The sequence below is a fragment of the Nocardia sp. NPDC058244 genome (genome assembly GCF_042882065.1).
Lineage (GTDB): Bacteria > Actinomycetota > Actinomycetes > Mycobacteriales > Mycobacteriaceae > Nocardia.
This window is the reverse complement of sequence record NZ_JBHVWX010000001.1, coordinates 146,210-162,598: the sequence shown is the minus strand read 5'-3', so window position 1 is coordinate 162,598 and position 16,389 is coordinate 146,210. Positions and strand designations below refer to the sequence as shown.

Below are 16,389 nucleotides of genomic sequence, written 5' to 3'. Positions count from 1 at the left end.
CCCGTCACAGACCGTCACATCGCCGCGGCCCGATTCGTCCAGGAAGCAGGGAAACACTCACTCCGCCGGAAGGAACTCCCATGCAGGTTCTGCTCGCAGGCGCCACGGGCGCCATCGGTCGTCCGCTGATCCGCGCGCTGACCGCGAACGGGCACCAGGTCTCGGCCATCGTGCGCAGTCCCGGCGCCCATCCGCTGGTGCGCGAACTCGGCGCCGAGCCGGTCACCGCCGACGTGCTCGATCGCGACGGGCTGTTGCGCGCGCTCGACGGGACCGCGGCCGACGCCGTGATCCACGAGGCGACCGCGCTGCGCGATGCAAAGGTGCAGCGCCGGATTCCCGCCGACGACCCGACCGGTCTGCTGCGCACCGCAGGCACGGCCAATCTGCTCGCCGCGGCCGAGCTGGTCGGCGCCGGCCGCTTCGTCACCCAGTCGCTGATCCTCGGCTACGGCTACCTCGATCACGGTGACCGGCCGCTGACCGAGAGCGATCCGTTCGGGGTGTGCACCGGCGGTGTCGCCGACGAGGTGGTGCGCGCGACCGTCGCTGGCGAGCAGCAGGTGCTCGAGACGCCGGGCGTGGACGGCATCGCGTTGCGGTACGGGTTGTTCTACGGGCCCGGCGCGTTCAGCGACCTGTTCGCCGACATGATGCGCAAGCACACGCCGGTCGGGCCGCTCGGGTCCGGCGGCGTCAACAGCTGGATCCACGTCGAGGACGCCGCCGCCGCGACCGTCGCCGCGCTCGAACGCGGCACCCCGGGCCGGGCCTACAACCTGGCCGACGACACCCCGATCACCTGGCGCGAATTCCTCACCGAGGTCGCCCGCAGCCACGGCACGCCCCGCCCGATCCGGCTGCCCGCGTGGCTGATCCGGCTGGCCGTGCCCTATATCGGGGCGCTGATGACGGAGACGTCGATGCGGATCTCGAGCGCGCTGGCCCACGAGGAACTGGGCTGGCGGCCGCGCTACCCGAGCGTGGCCGCCGGCCTGGCCGCGCGCTGAGGCTCAGCGCGGCGCGCGGGCGGTGACGGCGGCGCGATCGTGGCCGGGGATCAGCTCGATGTCTTCGGGCAGCGCGTGCAGGCGGTGCAGGGTCTCGAAGGCGGCGTCGCGATCGTCGTCGAGCAGGTCGCCCGGCAGCGGGGCCTTCTCCCGCAGCAGCTCGACCTGCAGGGTGCTCCACACCGCGTCGCCCGCCAGCAGCACCCGCGACCCGTCGTCGACGGCGAGCAGCACGCCGATGCTGCCCGGCGTGTGCCCGGCCAGGTCGACCAGCACGACCGAGCCGTCGCCGAACAGGTCGTGGCTGCGGGTGAAGGTGAGCACCGGCGGTCCGTCGAGCTCGTAGAGGTCGAAGACGCGACCGCGCAGCGGACCCCTGGCGACCCCGAGCGGGGCCTGCGATCCACCCATCGCCCACTGGTATTCGACGCCGGGCACCCGGATCGGCACCCAGCCGGGCAGCTCGTAGAGCCCGGCGACGTGGTCCCAGTGCAGGTGCGTCGGCAGCACGAAATCGATGTCGGCGCCGGTCAGCTCGTGCGCGGCGAGCACCTCGCTCAGGCCGCGGACCGGCTGATCGGGCGCGACCAGCAGCGGGACGGGGAACGGCAGCTCGGGCAGCACCCGCTCGTGCACGCCGGCGCAGATCGCCGGATCGACCAGGAAGGTGGCCGACGGGTGCCGCACCAGGAAGGTCGACATGGTCAGCGGCGTCGACCGCAGCGTCCGCGCGCCCTCCGCGACGATCGCTGTGGGCGCGGACATCTCGGCCTGGACGAGCGCGGTGAGGGCGACGGTCGCGCGCGCCTTCGGCAGCGGCGCCGACTCGAGCGCGGCCAGGAACGCGTGGTCGGCGGCACGCGGCCACAGCAGCCGCGGCACCGTCGCGACGACAGCGACACAGCAGGCGAGAAGCGTCGATAACATCGTCCTGCGCTCACCCATAGTTGCCACCGTAGGCGATCGCCCACAACCCGACCACCGCGTACTTTTCGGGGCCGGGCGCCCGGATACCGATCGCGCAAACAAACGACAACATCCAGCGACTCTCCCGCTAACCGGGCACCAGCGGCGGATGATGATTCGATGGCAGACCAAATCATCCAGGTGCAGTGGAAGGCCACCCCGGAGGAACACGACTACCCGGCCGCCGCCGACTATCTCGAGCTGCTCGGCGACGCGACGGTGGTCGAGGCGATCGTCGCCGATCTCCGCAGCGCGCCGGTGGTCGTGAAGAAGGCGAAGGACATCCTGCGCGCCTCCCAACTCGAGGCCCTCACCCCGGACAACCCGCACGTGCGCAAGGACCTGCTCAAGATCAACGAGGGCAAGAAGCTCTCGCCGATCCTGCTGGTCCGCGGTGACTGCCGCAAGAACGTGCCGATGCTGATCGCCGACGGGTACCACCGGGTCTGCGCGCTCTACTTCGCCGACGAGAACGCCGAGATCCCCGCCAAGATCGCCGCGATGCCGTGACCTTCGCGACCCTGGCGCTGATCGTCGCGCTCGGGGTGATCGGGCCACTGCTCGCGCTGCCGAAGCGGCTGCATCTGCCGGTCATCCTCGGTGAACTGCTGGCCGGGATCATCTTCGGTACGACGGGTTTGCAGATCCTGGACGCGAGCGATCCGATCTTCATGTTCCTGGCCGACATGGGATTCGCGCTGGTGATGTTCGCGGCGGGCACGCACGTGCCGGTGCGCGACCCCGCCGTGCGCGGCGCGCTCGGCGCCGGCGTGGTGCGGGCGGTGCTGGTCGGCGTCGTCGCCGCGGTCGCGGGCTGGGCCATGGCGCAGGCGTTCGGCATCGGCCACGCCGCGATCTACGCGGTGCTGATGGCGTCGTCCTCGGCGGCGATGGCCTTGCCGATCATCGACTCGCTGAAGCTGAGCGGGCCACCGGTCCTCGCCCTCACCGCGCAGGTCGCCATCGCCGACACCGCCTGCATCGTCGCGTTGCCCCTGGTGATCGATCCGGACAACGCGCTGCGGGCCGCGATCGGTGCGGTGGTCGTCGCCGCCTGCGCCGGCGTGATGTTCCTGATCCTGCGGTATCTGGAGAAGACCGGTGCGCGGCGGCAGGTGCACGAGGTGTCCGAGGAGCGCAAGTTCACCCTCGAACTGCGGGTGAGCCTGGTGCTGGTCTTCCTGCTGTGCGGCGTGGCCAGCACGATGCACGTCTCGATCATGCTCGGTGGCTTCGCGGCCGGGCTGGCGGTGGCCGGGATCGGCGAGCCACGGCGAGTGGCCAAGCAGGTGTTCGCGATCAGCGACGGGCTGCTGGCACCGCTGTTCTTCGTCTGGCTCGGGGCGCGGCTGGATCTGCGCGAGCTGGGTGCGCATCCGGAGCTGATCCTGCTCGGGATCGCGCTCGGCGTCGGCGCGGTCGTGGTGCACTGGACGGCGCGCCTGGTCGGTCAGCCGCTGGCCTACGGCACGCTGGCGGCGGCGCAGATCGGGGTACCGGTCGCCGCGGTGACGGTGGGCAGCCAGCTGGGCGTGCTGGTGCCCGGCGAGGGGTCGGCGATCATGCTGGCCACCCTGTGCACGATCGGCCTCGCGACGATCGCGGCGAGCAGACTGGCGGCGAAGGCACCGCGTAGCGCTGAGTCAGAGTCGCGCTAGTCGGTACGGCCCATCAGTCGATCCGTTTCGCGGCGTTCGCGTTTCGTCGGCCTGCCCGCGCCGCGCTCGCGCTGCGGGATCGAGGCGAGGACTTCCTTCGGCGGTGGCGGCGGGCTGCGGTCGATCATGCACTGCGCGGCGATCGGTGGTCCGACGCGCTTGTGGATGATCCGCTCGACCACCACGATGCGCTCGAGTCCGGCGTGCCGGATCCGCACCTCGTCGCCGAGCTTCACCTGCTGCGCGGGCTTGACGGTGACGCCGTTGATCCGCACGTGTCCGGCGCGGCAGGCTTCCGCCGCGGCCGAGCGCGTTTTGAACAATCGAACCGCCCAGGTCCAGGAGTCCACACGGGCCTGGGTGGTGGAACGTTGTTCTGCGGGGGTCACCCCTTAGACGATACGGCGAGCCGTGACGACGTCGTCGGCGCTGAGGTGGGTGTAGGACACCGGGGTGCCCGACTGCACCGCGTTCAGCAGCTGACCGTTGCCCGCGTAGATGCCGACGTGGCCGCCACCGTTGGTGATGACGATGTCACCGGCCTGCAGGTTGTCGAAGGACACCGGCGCGCCGACGTGCGACTGCTCGAAGCTGGTACGCGGCAGCTCGATACCGGCCTGGCGGTACGCCCACTGCACGAGGCCGGAGCAGTCGAAGCTCGACGGGCCCGCGGCACCCCAGCTGTAGACCGCGCCGAGCTTGGTCCGCGCGGCGTCGAGCGCGACGTTGCCCGCCGACTGCTGCTGCTGGAAGGGGTTGTCGAAGGTGACGCTCGGCAGCTGCGGGGCGGCCTGGCCCTGCGGCGCGACCATCGCCTGAAGCTGCTTCTCCACCTGCTGCGCGGGCTGCTCGAGCTCCGGCGGCAGATCGAAGTTACCGAGGCCGGGAATGTTGATCGTGGCGGCCTGCGAGATCGCGGGCATCGCACCGGTCGTGGCGGCCACCGCACCCATGACGAGGGCACCCTTGACGGAATTCGGCAGACGAGAATCCCGCTGCAAGCTGTGTTTACCCACCGAGACGAGTCTCCCTCTTGCTGCTCCACCACCGGTCGTCGGAATCGCTTGGCGACGACAACTATTCGGCGGTGACTCAATGGCGCCGTTTCTCTGACGAAGCGACAGACTCCACTAAGTCACGAGAAGATTACGGCCTGTGATGGAAGCTGTCCAGCGAAGCACGCAAGTTGTTTTCCCGCATCCGCGAAAGCCCTGAACAAGAGCCTTCTGCCGGCGTGTCGCCACGGGTCACGAGTCGTTACACCCGCGCGCCGATCGTTATCAGCGGTGTCCGTCGCGGCGTCCGAGCGCCCGTTCCAGCTCGGCGACGCGGGTGCGCGCGTCCGCCAGATCGACCTCCAGCCTGCCGACGGCGATCAGCAGCGGACCCAGCGCCATGGCCGACATCGTCTGCAGGTCGTCGGCACCCGGCTCGGAGACGGCGGCGCGCAGGAACACCCGGATCGACTCGGTCAGGTGCGCGTCCGGTGGCAGCCGCAGCGCGTCGAGGTAGGCGGCCGTCGACGTCACCATCGGCTCACCGTGCGCGTTCCGCTGGGGTTCCTCGGCCATGCCGCTCCGTTCGCTGTCGACTCGATGTCTCCGGTTCGCTAGCAGTATCTAGGACACAGCCCAGAGTTACCGAGATTCCCCTGCCGATCCGCGCTACGGTTGTCCGGCATGGACCCCGTGCGCAATCCCTACGCTCCCGGCGCCGGCCAACGTCCACCCGAATTGGCCGGGCGCGACAAGCAACTCGCCGCCTTCGACATCGTGCTCGAGCGGGTGGCCAGGGGCAGGCCGGAGCGCAGCGTGATGCTCACCGGACTGCGCGGGGTCGGAAAGACCGTGCTGCTCAACCAGCTTCGTTCGGCGGCGATCTCGCGCGGCTGGGGCACCGGCAAGATCGAGGCGCGGCCGGACCAGGATCTGCGCAGGCCGCTGTCCTCGGCGCTGCACATGGCGGTGCGCGCGATCGCGATGGCGCATCGCAATCCCGAACACGTCGACGACTTCCTCGGCATCCTCAAGGCCTTCGCCCTGCGCGCCACCGCCGACAAGGGCATGCGCGAACGCTGGCAGCCCGGCATCGACGTGCCCGCGGTGACCGGCCGCGCCGATTCGGGCGATATCGAGATCGACCTGATCGAGCTGTTCAAGGAGGCGGCGGCGCTGGCCGCCGACATCGGCGTCGGGATCGGCATCTTCATCGACGAGATGCAGGATCTCGGCCCGGCCGACGTGTCGGCGATCTGCGGCGCCTGCCACGAGCTGAGCCAGGACGGCGCGCCGCTGATCGTCGTCGGCGCCGGGCTGCCGCATCTGCCCGCGGTGCTGTCGGCCTCCAAGAGCTATTCGGAGCGACTGTTCAGTTATCACCGCATCGACCGGCTCGACCGGCAGGCGGCCGACCTCGCGCTGATCGCCCCGGCCGAGCGCGAAGAGGTGAAGTTCACCGAGGACGCGCTCGACTCGCTCTACCAGAAGGCCGACGGCTACCCGTATTTCGTGCAGGCCTACGGCAAGGCGGCGTGGGACCAGGCACCGGACAGCCCGATCACCGCCGAGGACGTCGAGGTGGCCGCGCCCGCCGCCGAGGAGGAACTGGCGGTCGGGTTCTTCGGCTCCCGGTACGAACGCGCGACACCCGCCGAGCGCGAGTACATGCGCGCGATGGCCGACCTGGCCGGCGACGACGGCCCGGTCGCCACCTCGGCGGTCGCCGCCGAGCTCGGCCGCAAGCCCGCCTCGGTCTCCCCCGCGCGCGACGGCCTGATCAAGAAGGGCCTGATCTACTCGGCCGAGCGCGGCACGATCGGGTTCACGGTCCCGCACTTCGGCCGGTATCTCCGGAGCGTATAGCTCTCTGCCGCTTTCTAGCAGTTTCGACAGAAAGCCGAAGACAACCCTGTCGACGATGATCTACGGATTTCTAGCCTGAGGACTAGATACCCGAAGAATCTCCTGCATAACGGCGAGTGGTCGCCCGGATTCGGTTGCGCATCGGCTGGATAACGCCAGGATTGGCGGGCTAACGGGCCGGAAATCAGAGTCGAAACACTCAGTACGCGGCCCACCTCCCCGGCGGGCCGCGGCCAGCGCTCCAGAACCGCGGGAGGCCGCTATGTCGAAGTCGTTCGCCACCACCGATCTCGTCGGCCGGCGCGCCACCGTCGTCACCGACGACGGTGTGCCGATCGCGGTCCGCACCTTCGGAGCCGCCGACGCTGCGCTGACCGTCGTCTTCGTCCACGGCCACTGCCTGCACACCGAGTCCTGGGCGTTCCTGCGCGAGCACCTGCTCCGGCACTGGGACGCCGAGACCAGGATGGTCTTCTACGACCACCGCGGCCACGGCGAATCCGGCCACGCCGACCACGCGACCTACACCATCGATCAGCTGGCCACCGACCTCGACGCGGTGCTACGGGCGATCGCGCCGAACGGCCCGGTGGTGCTGGTCGGGCACTCGATGGGCGCGATGGTGCTGCTGGCCTACGCCCGGCTGTTCCCCGCGGCGATCGGCACCAGGGTCGCCGGGATCGGGCTGATCGCGGGCGCGGCGGGCGGGATCACCGAGGTCGGTCTCGGCCGGCTGCTCAACCGGCACGCCGTAGCCTCCCTCCAGCACGCGGTGCTGCGCGCGCCCCGGGTGATGCAGGCCTCGAAGCGCTTCTCGCGCTGGATCTTCGGGCCGCTGATCCGTGAGGCGGCCACCGGAACGCGCCGGGTGAATCCCCGGGTCGCCGCGGTCGCGACCGCGATCCTGAACGAGACGCCGCTGCTGACGATGTCGGGGTTCCTCAGCTCGCTGCTGACCTTCGACGAGGCGCGCACCCTGGCCCGGCTGGGCGACCTGCCCGCGCTGGTGCTGGCCGGCTCGGCCGATCTGATGGTGCCGTTCACCCACTCGGTGGTGCTGGCCTCGCAACTGGCGGGCGCCGAGCTGGTGCGGATCGAGGGGGCGGGACACAGCGTCATCCTCGAGCGCGCCGAGGAGGTCGCCGGGTCGATCGCGGCGCTCGTCGAACGCGCCGCCGCGGGGGTCCGCAAGCACTACGCGGTCGCGGGCTGAGACCCGGAGTTACCGGACGGCAATCGTGCGATCCGGGCCAACTTCGGGCGCAAACCGAAAAGCTCGGTTATTGTGGTGGAGATCACGTTGTGTGGTGAGTCACACGGCTCGGTGCAGTGCGGCCCGGGAGTTCACGGGCGTGCCAGGTGATCCGACGAGTCGGTATGCCCGCCATATACACAGGAGGTAACGATGACACGCAGCGATATCGCGGAACTGCGCTACGCGGTCGGCCAACTCCGGCAATCGATCGGCGCACTGCGCTCCAACTACGGCGACGCGGCCACCGTGCGCCGGCTGGAGAACGACCTGGAGCGGCTCGTCATCGATGCCGAGGAGTTCGAGCAGGCGCCACCGCCGGAGCTCGCCGTCCCACGCAGGTCCGAACCGATCTACGTACCGGACAGCAAGTCCGACGAGGCCGCCTGGATGGGCGCTCAGGACGAGGGCCTGGGTTTCCACTCCCGGCCGAGAACCAAGTAAACAGTCAGACCTGTTCACCGGCGCGGCGGTCCTGCCACCCAGGGTCGCCGCGCCGACCCCTGTCAGGCGCGATGCCTGCCGAACCGGCGCCCGGGACGCACGCCGTGGAACCTGGCCCCGCGCGGGGTCTCCGTCGGCTCGTCGGAATCGGCCGATTCGAACAGCGCCGCGATGCCGTGGTCGTGGCCGAGCGCGATGGCCTCCAGGCCGTAGCGGCCGCCGGTGCGGCCCAGCTCGTGCAGCATCGTCGTCATGATCCGCAGGCCGGTGGCGCCGACCGGGTGCCCGAGGGCGATATCGGAGCCGTTCACATTCAGCCGGTCGTGCGGATCGATCTCCCATTCGGTGGCCAGGGCGAGCACCTCCACCGCGTAGCCCTCGTTGATCTCGAGCAGGTCGACCTCGTCGAGCGAGCAGCCGGTGCGGGCCAGCAGCTTCGCCACCGCGGGCGCCGCGCCGAGCGCCGGGCCCTCGCTGTCGCAGCCCGCGGCGGCCCAGCCCGCCAGGAACGCCATCGGGATCAGGCCGAGGTCGGCCAGCCGGTCCTCGGCGACGACCAGGCAGGCCGACGCGCCGAGCCGGTGTGTACTCATATTGCCCACGGTGACGACGCCGTCGGCGAGCAGCGGCCGCAGCCCCGCCAGCGTGTGCGTCGACAGGTCGTCGCGAACGCCCTCGTCCCGGCGGATCTGATGCTCGAGCGACCCCGCGGCGACGCCGACCGGCACCACCTCGGCGCCGAACGCGCCCTGCCGCCAGGCCCGCGCCGCCTTCCGGTGACTCGCCACGGCGAACTCGTCGGCGGCATTGCGGTCGATGCCGTAGTAGTGCGCGAGCCGCTCGGCGTTGTGCAGGCCCTCCCGGCCACCCGGCAGCCCGGCCTGCGCGGGCGCGCACTCGACGCCACCGGCCACCACCACATCGGCCGCGCCGGTCTGCACCATCATCGCCGCGGTGATCACCGCCTGTAAGCCGCTGCCACCGTGCCGGTCGGTGAGGAAACCGGGCACCGCGAACGGCAGCCCGGCACCGCGCGCGGCCAGCGCGCCGATCGCGGGCACGTCGGAGAGACCGCCGTCGACACAGGCCATCGCGACGTCCTCGATGCGTAGCGGGTCGATCCCCGACCGCTCGATCACGGCCGAGAGGACCGTGGTCGCCAACCACTCGGCGGGCATCCCGGACAGCGCACCGCCCTCCACGCCACTCGGCGTGCGGACGGGCGCCACGATCGCGGCTCTTCTCATCGTCACAGGGCACCACAGGTTTGTTGCACGGGCGTGACCGGCTGTCACGGGAGTTATTGCTGTGACAGAGATCACCGGAGGGTGAAACGGTCGGTTGAGTGAGACCCGGCTCGAGCGGCGAGAACACAGGCGTATGGTGCTCCACATCACAATCCATCGCGGTGGGGAATGATCAACCGCCGCACGGCCTAGATCAGCGAGGCATCCACCGTGAGTGCCGCACCGACCACCAGCCCGTCGTCCGGGACGGGCGTGTTCAGCAAGACGAGGGCCCGCATCGCCGCGCGGACCCTGCGCACCGACCGCTGGTGGCTGCCACCACTGCTCACCGCGATCGGGCTCGGCGCCTTCATCGTCTACGCGACGATCAGATCCTTTGTGCGCACGGCCTATTGGGTGCCGCAGTACCACTATCTGACGCCGTTCTACTCCCCCTGCCTGAGCGACTCCTGCGTTCCCGGCTCGAGCCACTTCGGCACCCCGTTCGGCGAGCTGCCGATGTGGATCCCGCTCGGCTTCGTGGTGCTGCCGTTCCTGCTCGGCTTCCGGCTGACCTGCTACTACTACCGCAAGGCCTACTACCGGTCGGTGTGGTTCTCCCCGCCCGCCTGCGCCGTCGCCGAACCGCACGCGCGCTACACCGGCGAGTCGCGGCTGCCGCTGATCATCCAGAACTCGCACCGCTACTTCTTCTATGTGGCGCTGGTGGTCTCGCTGATCAACACCTACGACGCGATCACCGCGTTCCACGGGGAGACCGGCGGTTTCGGCTTCGGCCTCGGCAATATCGTGCTGCTGGTCAACGTGATCCTGCTGTGGGCCTACACGCTGTCGTGCCACTCGTGCAGGCACATCGCGGGCGGCAGGCTCAAGCACTTCTCCGCCCATCCGGTGCGGTACTGGTTCTGGACCCAGGTCTCCAAGCTCAACACCCGCCACATGGCGCTGGCCTGGACCACCCTCGGCACCCTCGTGCTCACCGACTTCTACGTGATGCTGGTTGCCAGCCAGACCATTTCGGACCTGCGGTTCGTCAACTGAATCGCGTCGACTCCAGGAGCTAGTTCGAATGTCAGATGTGGAACGGCACGACTACGACGTCGTGGTGATCGGGGCGGGCGGCGCCGGGCTGCGCGCGGTGATCGAGGCCCGCGAACAAGGGCTCTCGGTGGCGGTGGTGTGCAAGTCGCTGTTCGGCAAGGCGCACACCGTGATGGCCGAGGGCGGCTGCGCGGCCTCGATGGGCAACGCCAACGAGAAGGACAGCTGGCAGACCCATTTCAAGGACACCATGCGCGGTGGCAAGTTCCTCAACAACTGGCGGATGGCCGAACTGCACGCGCAGGAGGCCCCCGACCGGGTGTGGGAGCTGGAAACCTATGGCGCGCTGTTCGATCGGACGCCGGACGGGCGGATCAGCCAGCGCAACTTCGGCGGCCACACCTACCCCCGGCTGGCCCATGTCGGCGACCGCACCGGCCTGGAACTCATCCGCACCATGCAGCAGAAGATCGTCTCGCTGCAGCAGGAGGACTTCGCGGCCACCGGTGACTACGAGGCCAGGATCAAGGTCTTCGCCGAGTGCACCATCACCGAGCTGCTCACCGACGGCGGACGCATCGCGGGCGCCTTCGGCTACTGGCGCGAGTCGGGCGGCTTCGTCCTGTTCACCGCGCCCGCGATCGTGCTGGCCACCGGCGGTATCGGCAAGTCCTACAAGGTGACCTCGAATTCCTGGGAGTACACCGGCGACGGCCACGCACTGGCGCTGCGCTCGGGCGCGACGCTGATCAACATGGAGTTCCTGCAATTCCACCCCACCGGCATGGTCTGGCCGCCGAGCGTGAAGGGCATCCTCGTCACCGAGGGTGTGCGCGGCGACGGCGGCGTCCTGAAGAACTCCGACGGCAAGCGCTTCATGTTCGACTACATCCCACCGGTGTTCAAGGGCCAGTACGCCGAGACCGAGGCCGAGGCCGATCAGTGGTTGCGCGACAACGACTCCGCGCGCCGCACCCCCGACCTGCTCCCCCGCGACGAGGTCGCCAGGGCGATCAACGAGGAGGTCAAGGCGGGACGCGGCACCGAGCACGGCGGCGTGTACCTCGATATCGCTTCCCGGATGTCCGCCGACGAGATCGTGCGCAGGCTGCCCTCGATGCACCACCAGTTCAAGGAACTGGCCGATGTCGACATCACCGCCGAGCCGATGGAAGTCGGCCCGACCTGCCACTACGTGATGGGCGGTATCGAGGTCGACCCCGATACCGGCGCCGCGGTGGTGCCCGGATTGTTCGCCGCCGGTGAGTGTTCCGGCGGCATGCACGGCTCGAACCGGCTCGGCGGCAACTCGCTGTCGGATCTGCTGGTGTTCGGCCGCCGGGCCGGACTCGGCGCGTCGGCCTACGTCCAGCAGCTCACCGACCGGCCCGCACCCGCCGAGACCGATATCGAGGCGGCGGCGAAAACCGCTCTCGCGCCGTTCGATCCGCCCGCCTCGGGCACGGGCGAGAACCCGTACACCCTGCACAGCGAGTTGCAGCAGACGATGAACGACCTGGTCGGCATCATCCGCAAGGAACACGAGGTGCGCGAGGCGATCGAGAAGCTGGCGCAGCTGCGGGCCAGGTACGCCCAGGTGACCGTCGAGGGGAAACGGCCGTTCAACCCCGGCTGGCATCTGGCGCTCGACCTCGCCAACATGCTGCTGGTCAGCGAATGTGTCGCCGAGGCCGCGCTGCTGCGCACCGAGAGCCGCGGCGGCCACACCCGTGACGACCACCCCGGCATGAATCCGGACTGGCGCAACAAGCTGCTGGTCTGCGCGGTCGACCCGGCCACGCGGGACCGGCAGGTCCCGGCGGTCACCGTCACTCCCGCCGATCAGACACCGATGCGCGATGACCTGCTCGCCCTGTTCGAGCTGAGCGAACTCGAGAAGTACTACACCGAGCAGGAATTGGCCGAACATCCGGCGGCCGGCTCGACCGAGGGAAAGGCGTAGCGATGGGGTACGACGCCCGGTTCCGGGTCTGGCGCGGTGATCTCGACGGCGGTGGCCTGGAGGACTACACGGTGCTGGTGAACGAGGGCGAGGTGGTGCTCGACATCATCCATCGCCTGCAGGCCACCCAGGCACCCGACCTCGCGGTTCGCTGGAATTGCAAAGCGGGCAAATGCGGTTCGTGTTCGGCGGAGGTGAACGGCCGACCGCGGTTGCTGTGCATGACGCGGATGTCGACTTTCACCCAGGACGAGGTGATCACGGTGACGCCGATGCGCACCTTCCCGATCATCAAGGATCTCGTCACCGACGTCTCGTTCAACTACGAGAAGGCCAGGGAGATCCCGTCTTTCACGCCACCGGCGGACCTGAAGCCCGGCGATTACCGGATGAAACAGGTCGATGTGGAGCGCTCGCAGGAGTTCCGCAAGTGCATCGAGTGTTTCCTGTGCCAGAACACCTGTCACGTGGTCCGCGATCACGAGGACAACAAACCGGCCTTCGCCGGCCCGCGCTATCTGATGCGCATCACCGAACTGGAGATGCACCCGCTCGACACCGCCGATCGCCGTGAAATGGCACAGGAGGAAGCGGGTCTGAGCTATTGCAATATCACCAAATGCTGCACCGAAGTGTGCCCGGAACACATCAAGATCACCGACAACGCGCTCATTCCGTTGAAAGAGCGCGTCGTCGATCGCAAATACGACCCGATTGTCTGGCTCGGCAACAAACTGTTCCGCCGGTAGGCGGTGACGCCGCGGGGTACGTGCTCTGCGTACCCCGCGCGTCACTGTCTACAGCACGGCGACAGTCCCCATCGCGACCAGTCCGACCAGTAATCCGATGAACAGCGCCGAGAGAAACGAGCCGGTGAGCACATAGATCCCGATCGCCGATACCGCGAACAGCAGTATCACGATCAGGCGCTCGACCCCGTCCTCAGGCGCCAGCCTCCGGTACCGGGGCGGCATTTTCTTCAACCCTCGGTCCATATACCTGGGCTACCCGCCGCGTCTTGATCCAAACGTGATCAAGGGCGATCGAACTCGCCGTCGTGCACGCCCGCGGTGAACGCGGTCCACTCGCTCGGGGTGAAGATCAGCACCGGACCGTCGGGATTCTTGCCGTCGCGCAGCGCCACGTACCCGTCGGGCAGCATGGCGACCTCGACGCTGCTGCCCTCCCCCGCCGTCCCGGCGCGCAGCCAGGTCGCGCCGGTGGTGTCGATGGTGCGCTTGCTGTTCACCGCGCGCCCAGAGCGCAGGCGAACGCGCCGTTGTCGATGCCCTGGGTGAAGGCGTCCCAGCTCGGGCCGTCGAAGACCAGCGCGGGTCCCGCCGGGTTCTTGCTGTCGCGCACGCCGACGCGTCCGCCGAACAGGAACGCCACTTCGACGCAGTCCTTGCCCGCGCCGCTGCGCGTGCTCTTGAACCAGTGTGCGTCGACGAGATCGAAACTCATGCCACATACTCCTTCGCGACCTGCCGCAGCAGGTGTCTACTCGGTTGAATATCCAGCGCATGACGCTGGAGGCACTCGTGAGCCCGGTCGTACCTTCTGACATCCGCGCGTCGTTCCAGGTAGAGATCGCCGGTGAAGCCTTCGGCGTACACCACCGGTGGTTCGACCGGTTGCCCCTTGCTGTCGGTGCCGAACTCGAGAACCGTGAAAGGTCCGGTGGAGACTCCGAGTGGAACACCGGCGGCAAACGGCAGGATACGCAGTGTCACATTGCTTCGGGTGCTCGCGTCGGCAAGATGTCGCAACTGCGCAGCCATCACCTTTGCATCACCGACGATGCGATGCAATACCGATTCGTGCAGAACCACATCGATCTCGGCGGGCGAATGCTTGCGGGTGATCAATGCCTGCCGTTGCAGCCGTAACGCGACCCGGCGATCGAGCTCGTCGACCGAATCCTTGGGATAGCCCAGTTGATTCAGCGCACGCGCGTAGTCGGCCGTCTGGAGCAGACCGAGGACCAATTCGGACTGATAAGCCCGCAGCCGATGCGCCGACGCCTCCAAACCCACATAGACATCGAAGTTTTCGGGAATCAGATCGCCGTAGGCGTGCCACCAGCTCTTGACGGCCGCCTGCTGCGCGAGGCCGGTCAGGCCCTCGGCGAGATCGTCCGGGATGCCGTAGATCCGGCACAGCTCGTGGATGTCGATCGTCCGGATCCGGTCGGCCTGGCCCTTTTCCAGGCGCTGCAACGTACTGGCGCCCCATTCCATCAACTTGGCGGCCTCGGCGATGGTCAGACCCGCCTGGGTCCGCCAGTCGCGCAGATAGCGGCCGAGCTGACGGCGCGGCAGCGTCGAGGAGACTCCTGCCGCCGGTCCACCCGCTCCGGTCGATGCGTTCGCTGCCACAGCCCCACTCCTTCTGTGCTCGCAACCCGCCACAGCCCACAGCCCCGCCTATGGCGGTGGATTTCGTCCACTATGGGGAATCCTGCACTCCCCGTTGGATGCCGTGCTGGGAATTCGCCGCTAAATATCGGGATCGGCGCGTACCGGCCGTTAGCCGAACGGTTGCGTGCTCTCCTGGAGACATGCAATTGAGCGATGTGAACATGCATATTGCCGCTGCACTACTCGGTTGCGGCACCGATCCGGGCCCGATGGACGCCGAACAAGCCCATGCCGCAATGCAATTGCACCTCGACTGCACGGTCGACGAGTGCCGGGTCCGCCGCAGGGCGCGCACCACCCTCGTCGACGCCGGGCACTGCGTGCTCGACCAGCGCGCGATCCGCTAGCGGTGCCGGTGGTCGGTGATCGGCGTGCGCGGCCCGAACTTCGGTTTGTGCGCCTGCCCGCTCAGTGCGAGCAGGCGCACCGCGCGGTAGCGATGCGGCCGTAGCGGTTCCAGGTACTCGATCATCGCGTCGTCGTCGATCGGCCTGCCGAGCAGGCTCCAGCCGACCGTCGCGGCGAGGTGGTAGTCCCCGACCGAGAGCGCGTCGGCGTCGCCGAAGGCGCGCTGCGCGGTCTCGGCAACCGTCCAGACACCGATGCCGGGCAGGCTGCGCAGCCGTCGCGCGGCCTCGGCGGGCGACAGCTGCGCGGTGCGCTCGATCGAGTCGGCCACCCTGGCCGCGCGCACGATGGTCTGCGCCCGCTGCGGGCCGACATTGGCCCGGTGGTACTTCCACGACGGGATGCGCCGCCAGGTCTCGGCGTCGGGGGCGACCATCAGCCCCGCCGGCGCCGGCCCCGGCGCCGCGGTGCCGAACTCACGGACCAGGCTGCGCCAGGCCGCGAACGAGGACTTGGTGTGCACCTTCTGCTCGAGGATCGCGGGCACGAGCGATTCGAACACCAGCCCGGTCCGCAGCATCCGCAGGCCGGGCACCACGCGATGGGCTTCGACCAGCTTGGGGTGCTCGGGCGCGAAGTCGGCCAGGTCTTCCTCGAGGCACAGCATGCGGTCCAGCCCGGCCAGGAACTCCGCCGCGCCGGGGCCCCAGGCGCGCGCGTGCGCGCCGTCGCGGCCGTCCTGGACGAGTCGATAGGTGACCACCCCGGTCGGCATCCGGGAGGCGTGCCAGTGCGCGCCCGCGGCGTCGACGTGGTGGCACGGATCGCCGCCACCGCGCCGCAGCGGCACGACGGTGAGCCCGACGTCGAACGGTCGGCTCGACCGGACGGTCCTGGACAGCCCGGCCGTCGTCAGGCCGGGGTCGAGGGTCTGATCGCGCACCAGACCATTGTGCGCGACTGCTATCGCGACGATGCCCATTCGTAATATTCGCCACGTTCACTGCGATGTAGGGCATGTTGGCAAACAGCCAGGCATCCTTTCGATGCAGGAGGTACCCCGATGATCACCAACGCACTCAACTGGCTGCTGGCGGCGTGGGGCAGCGGATCGGCGGGCAGCTCGGGGTACCACATCGCGCCAGGCACCTTGCCCGGCGGTAGCTGAGGGGCGGGCGC

General features: G+C 68.9%; 20 protein-coding genes. 10 read left to right on the top strand and 10 right to left on the bottom strand.

The window, feature by feature from the left end; translation table 11 throughout:
* The first annotated feature begins 80 nt into the window (after nt 1-80).
* Complete coding sequence (locus tag ACFVW6_RS00745) at nt 81-1,010, top strand: NAD-dependent epimerase/dehydratase family protein (RefSeq protein WP_378824374.1); 930 nt, start codon at nt 81-83, stop codon at nt 1,008-1,010.
* Nucleotides 1,011-1,013: 3 nt separating this feature from the next.
* On the opposite strand, the gene ACFVW6_RS00740 is transcribed toward ACFVW6_RS00745, so the two are convergent.
* Entirely contained in the window at nt 1,014-1,955 is a 942-nt protein-coding gene (locus tag ACFVW6_RS00740; RefSeq protein WP_378824376.1) for an MBL fold metallo-hydrolase, read from the bottom strand.
* A gap of 141 nt (nt 1,956-2,096) precedes the next feature.
* Here ACFVW6_RS00740 and ACFVW6_RS00735 point away from each other — a divergent pair, with 141 nt between their 5' ends.
* Both ACFVW6_RS00735 and ACFVW6_RS00730 read left to right on the top strand, forming a co-directional pair.
* The gene (locus ACFVW6_RS00735; RefSeq protein WP_218718383.1) at nt 2,097-2,486 is read left to right on the top strand and encodes a hypothetical protein; all 390 of its coding nucleotides are present in this window, start codon (nt 2,097-2,099) and stop codon (nt 2,484-2,486) included.
* The gene (locus tag ACFVW6_RS00730; RefSeq protein ID WP_378824379.1) at nt 2,483-3,634 is read left to right on the top strand and encodes a cation:proton antiporter; all 1,152 of its coding nucleotides are present in this window, start codon (nt 2,483-2,485) and stop codon (nt 3,632-3,634) included. Before ACFVW6_RS00735 ends, ACFVW6_RS00730 begins: the two co-directional genes overlap by 4 nt.
* Here the strand turns inward: ACFVW6_RS00730 and ACFVW6_RS00725 are convergent.
* From ACFVW6_RS00725 to ACFVW6_RS00715, 3 genes are all read right to left on the bottom strand, one after another.
* Complete coding sequence (locus ACFVW6_RS00725) at nt 3,631-4,023, bottom strand: RNA-binding S4 domain-containing protein (RefSeq protein ID WP_355275185.1); 393 nt, start codon at nt 4,021-4,023, stop codon at nt 3,631-3,633. The two genes, ACFVW6_RS00730 and ACFVW6_RS00725, sit on opposite strands and share 4 nt — an antisense overlap.
* Before the next feature lie 3 nt (nt 4,024-4,026).
* Nucleotides 4,027-4,587 carry a C40 family peptidase gene (locus ACFVW6_RS00720; protein ID WP_355275443.1) on the bottom strand — a complete coding sequence of 187 codons (561 nt, stop codon included), beginning with the start codon at nt 4,585-4,587 and terminating at the stop codon, nt 4,027-4,029.
* Nucleotides 4,588-4,914: 327 nt separating this feature from the next.
* Nucleotides 4,915-5,205: a hypothetical protein gene (locus ACFVW6_RS00715; RefSeq protein WP_355275186.1), complete on the bottom strand. Its 291-nt coding sequence runs from the start codon at nt 5,203-5,205 to the stop codon at nt 4,915-4,917.
* 108 nt (nt 5,206-5,313) lie between these two features.
* On the opposite strand from ACFVW6_RS00715, the gene ACFVW6_RS00710 reads away from it, so the two are divergent.
* The 3 genes from ACFVW6_RS00710 (at nt 5,314) to ACFVW6_RS00700 (ending at nt 8,191) form a co-directional block, all read left to right on the top strand.
* The gene (locus ACFVW6_RS00710) at nt 5,314-6,495 is read left to right on the top strand and encodes an AAA family ATPase (protein WP_357341975.1); all 1,182 of its coding nucleotides are present in this window, start codon (nt 5,314-5,316) and stop codon (nt 6,493-6,495) included.
* Between the two features lie 262 nt (nt 6,496-6,757).
* A complete protein-coding gene (locus ACFVW6_RS00705) occupies nt 6,758-7,708 on the top strand; it encodes an alpha/beta hydrolase (RefSeq protein WP_357341973.1) in 951 nt (316 codons plus the stop codon).
* Between the two features lie 192 nt (nt 7,709-7,900).
* Entirely contained in the window at nt 7,901-8,191 is a 291-nt protein-coding gene (locus tag ACFVW6_RS00700) for a hypothetical protein (RefSeq protein ID WP_071930967.1), read from the top strand.
* 62 nt (nt 8,192-8,253) lie between these two features.
* Here the strand turns inward: ACFVW6_RS00700 and ACFVW6_RS00695 are convergent, their stop codons facing one another.
* Nucleotides 8,254-9,438: an acetyl-CoA acetyltransferase gene (locus ACFVW6_RS00695; RefSeq protein WP_355275191.1), complete on the bottom strand. Its 1,185-nt coding sequence runs from the start codon at nt 9,436-9,438 to the stop codon at nt 8,254-8,256.
* 210 nt (nt 9,439-9,648) lie between these two features.
* Here ACFVW6_RS00695 and ACFVW6_RS00690 point away from each other — a divergent pair, with 210 nt between their 5' ends.
* Genes ACFVW6_RS00690 through ACFVW6_RS00680 form a run of 3 tightly spaced genes read left to right on the top strand, consistent with a single transcriptional unit; the run spans nt 9,649 to nt 13,191 of the window.
* Entirely contained in the window at nt 9,649-10,479 is an 831-nt protein-coding gene (locus tag ACFVW6_RS00690) for a hypothetical protein (protein WP_355275193.1), read from the top strand.
* 28 nt (nt 10,480-10,507) lie between these two features.
* Nucleotides 10,508-12,442, top strand: a complete 1,935-nt coding sequence (locus ACFVW6_RS00685) for a fumarate reductase/succinate dehydrogenase flavoprotein subunit (protein WP_365009201.1) — start codon at nt 10,508-10,510, stop codon at nt 12,440-12,442.
* Between the two features lie 2 nt (nt 12,443-12,444).
* Complete coding sequence (locus tag ACFVW6_RS00680) at nt 12,445-13,191, top strand: succinate dehydrogenase/fumarate reductase iron-sulfur subunit (RefSeq protein ID WP_357341967.1); 747 nt, start codon at nt 12,445-12,447, stop codon at nt 13,189-13,191.
* A 48-nt stretch (nt 13,192-13,239) separates the two neighbouring features.
* Here ACFVW6_RS00680 and ACFVW6_RS00675 read toward each other — a convergent pair whose 3' ends face one another.
* From ACFVW6_RS00675 to ACFVW6_RS00660, 4 genes are read right to left on the bottom strand one after another with little or no spacing between them, the layout of a single operon-like run.
* On the bottom strand, nt 13,240-13,425 hold the full coding sequence (locus tag ACFVW6_RS00675; protein ID WP_378825733.1) for a hypothetical protein: 186 nt from the start codon (nt 13,423-13,425) through the stop codon (nt 13,240-13,242).
* Between the two features lie 50 nt (nt 13,426-13,475).
* Nucleotides 13,476-13,691, bottom strand: coding sequence for a DUF397 domain-containing protein (locus tag ACFVW6_RS00670; protein WP_218718372.1), 216 nt, complete (start codon nt 13,689-13,691; stop codon nt 13,476-13,478).
* Nucleotides 13,688-13,906: a DUF397 domain-containing protein gene (locus tag ACFVW6_RS00665; RefSeq protein WP_218718371.1), complete on the bottom strand. Its 219-nt coding sequence runs from the start codon at nt 13,904-13,906 to the stop codon at nt 13,688-13,690. The genes ACFVW6_RS00670 and ACFVW6_RS00665 overlap by 4 nt, the downstream gene beginning before the upstream one ends.
* A complete protein-coding gene (locus ACFVW6_RS00660; protein WP_355275202.1) occupies nt 13,903-14,820 on the bottom strand; it encodes a helix-turn-helix transcriptional regulator in 918 nt (305 codons plus the stop codon). Before ACFVW6_RS00660 ends, ACFVW6_RS00665 begins: the two co-directional genes overlap by 4 nt.
* A gap of 203 nt (nt 14,821-15,023) precedes the next feature.
* Between ACFVW6_RS00660 and ACFVW6_RS00655 the strand changes: the two genes are divergently transcribed.
* The gene (locus tag ACFVW6_RS00655; protein ID WP_316573056.1) at nt 15,024-15,209 is read left to right on the top strand and encodes a hypothetical protein; all 186 of its coding nucleotides are present in this window, start codon (nt 15,024-15,026) and stop codon (nt 15,207-15,209) included.
* Here ACFVW6_RS00655 and ACFVW6_RS00650 read toward each other — a convergent pair.
* The gene (locus ACFVW6_RS00650) at nt 15,206-16,153 is read right to left on the bottom strand and encodes a DNA-3-methyladenine glycosylase family protein (RefSeq protein ID WP_378824387.1); all 948 of its coding nucleotides are present in this window, start codon (nt 16,151-16,153) and stop codon (nt 15,206-15,208) included. The genes ACFVW6_RS00655 and ACFVW6_RS00650 overlap by 4 nt on opposite strands.
* Nucleotides 16,154-16,389: the final 236 nt, after the last annotated feature.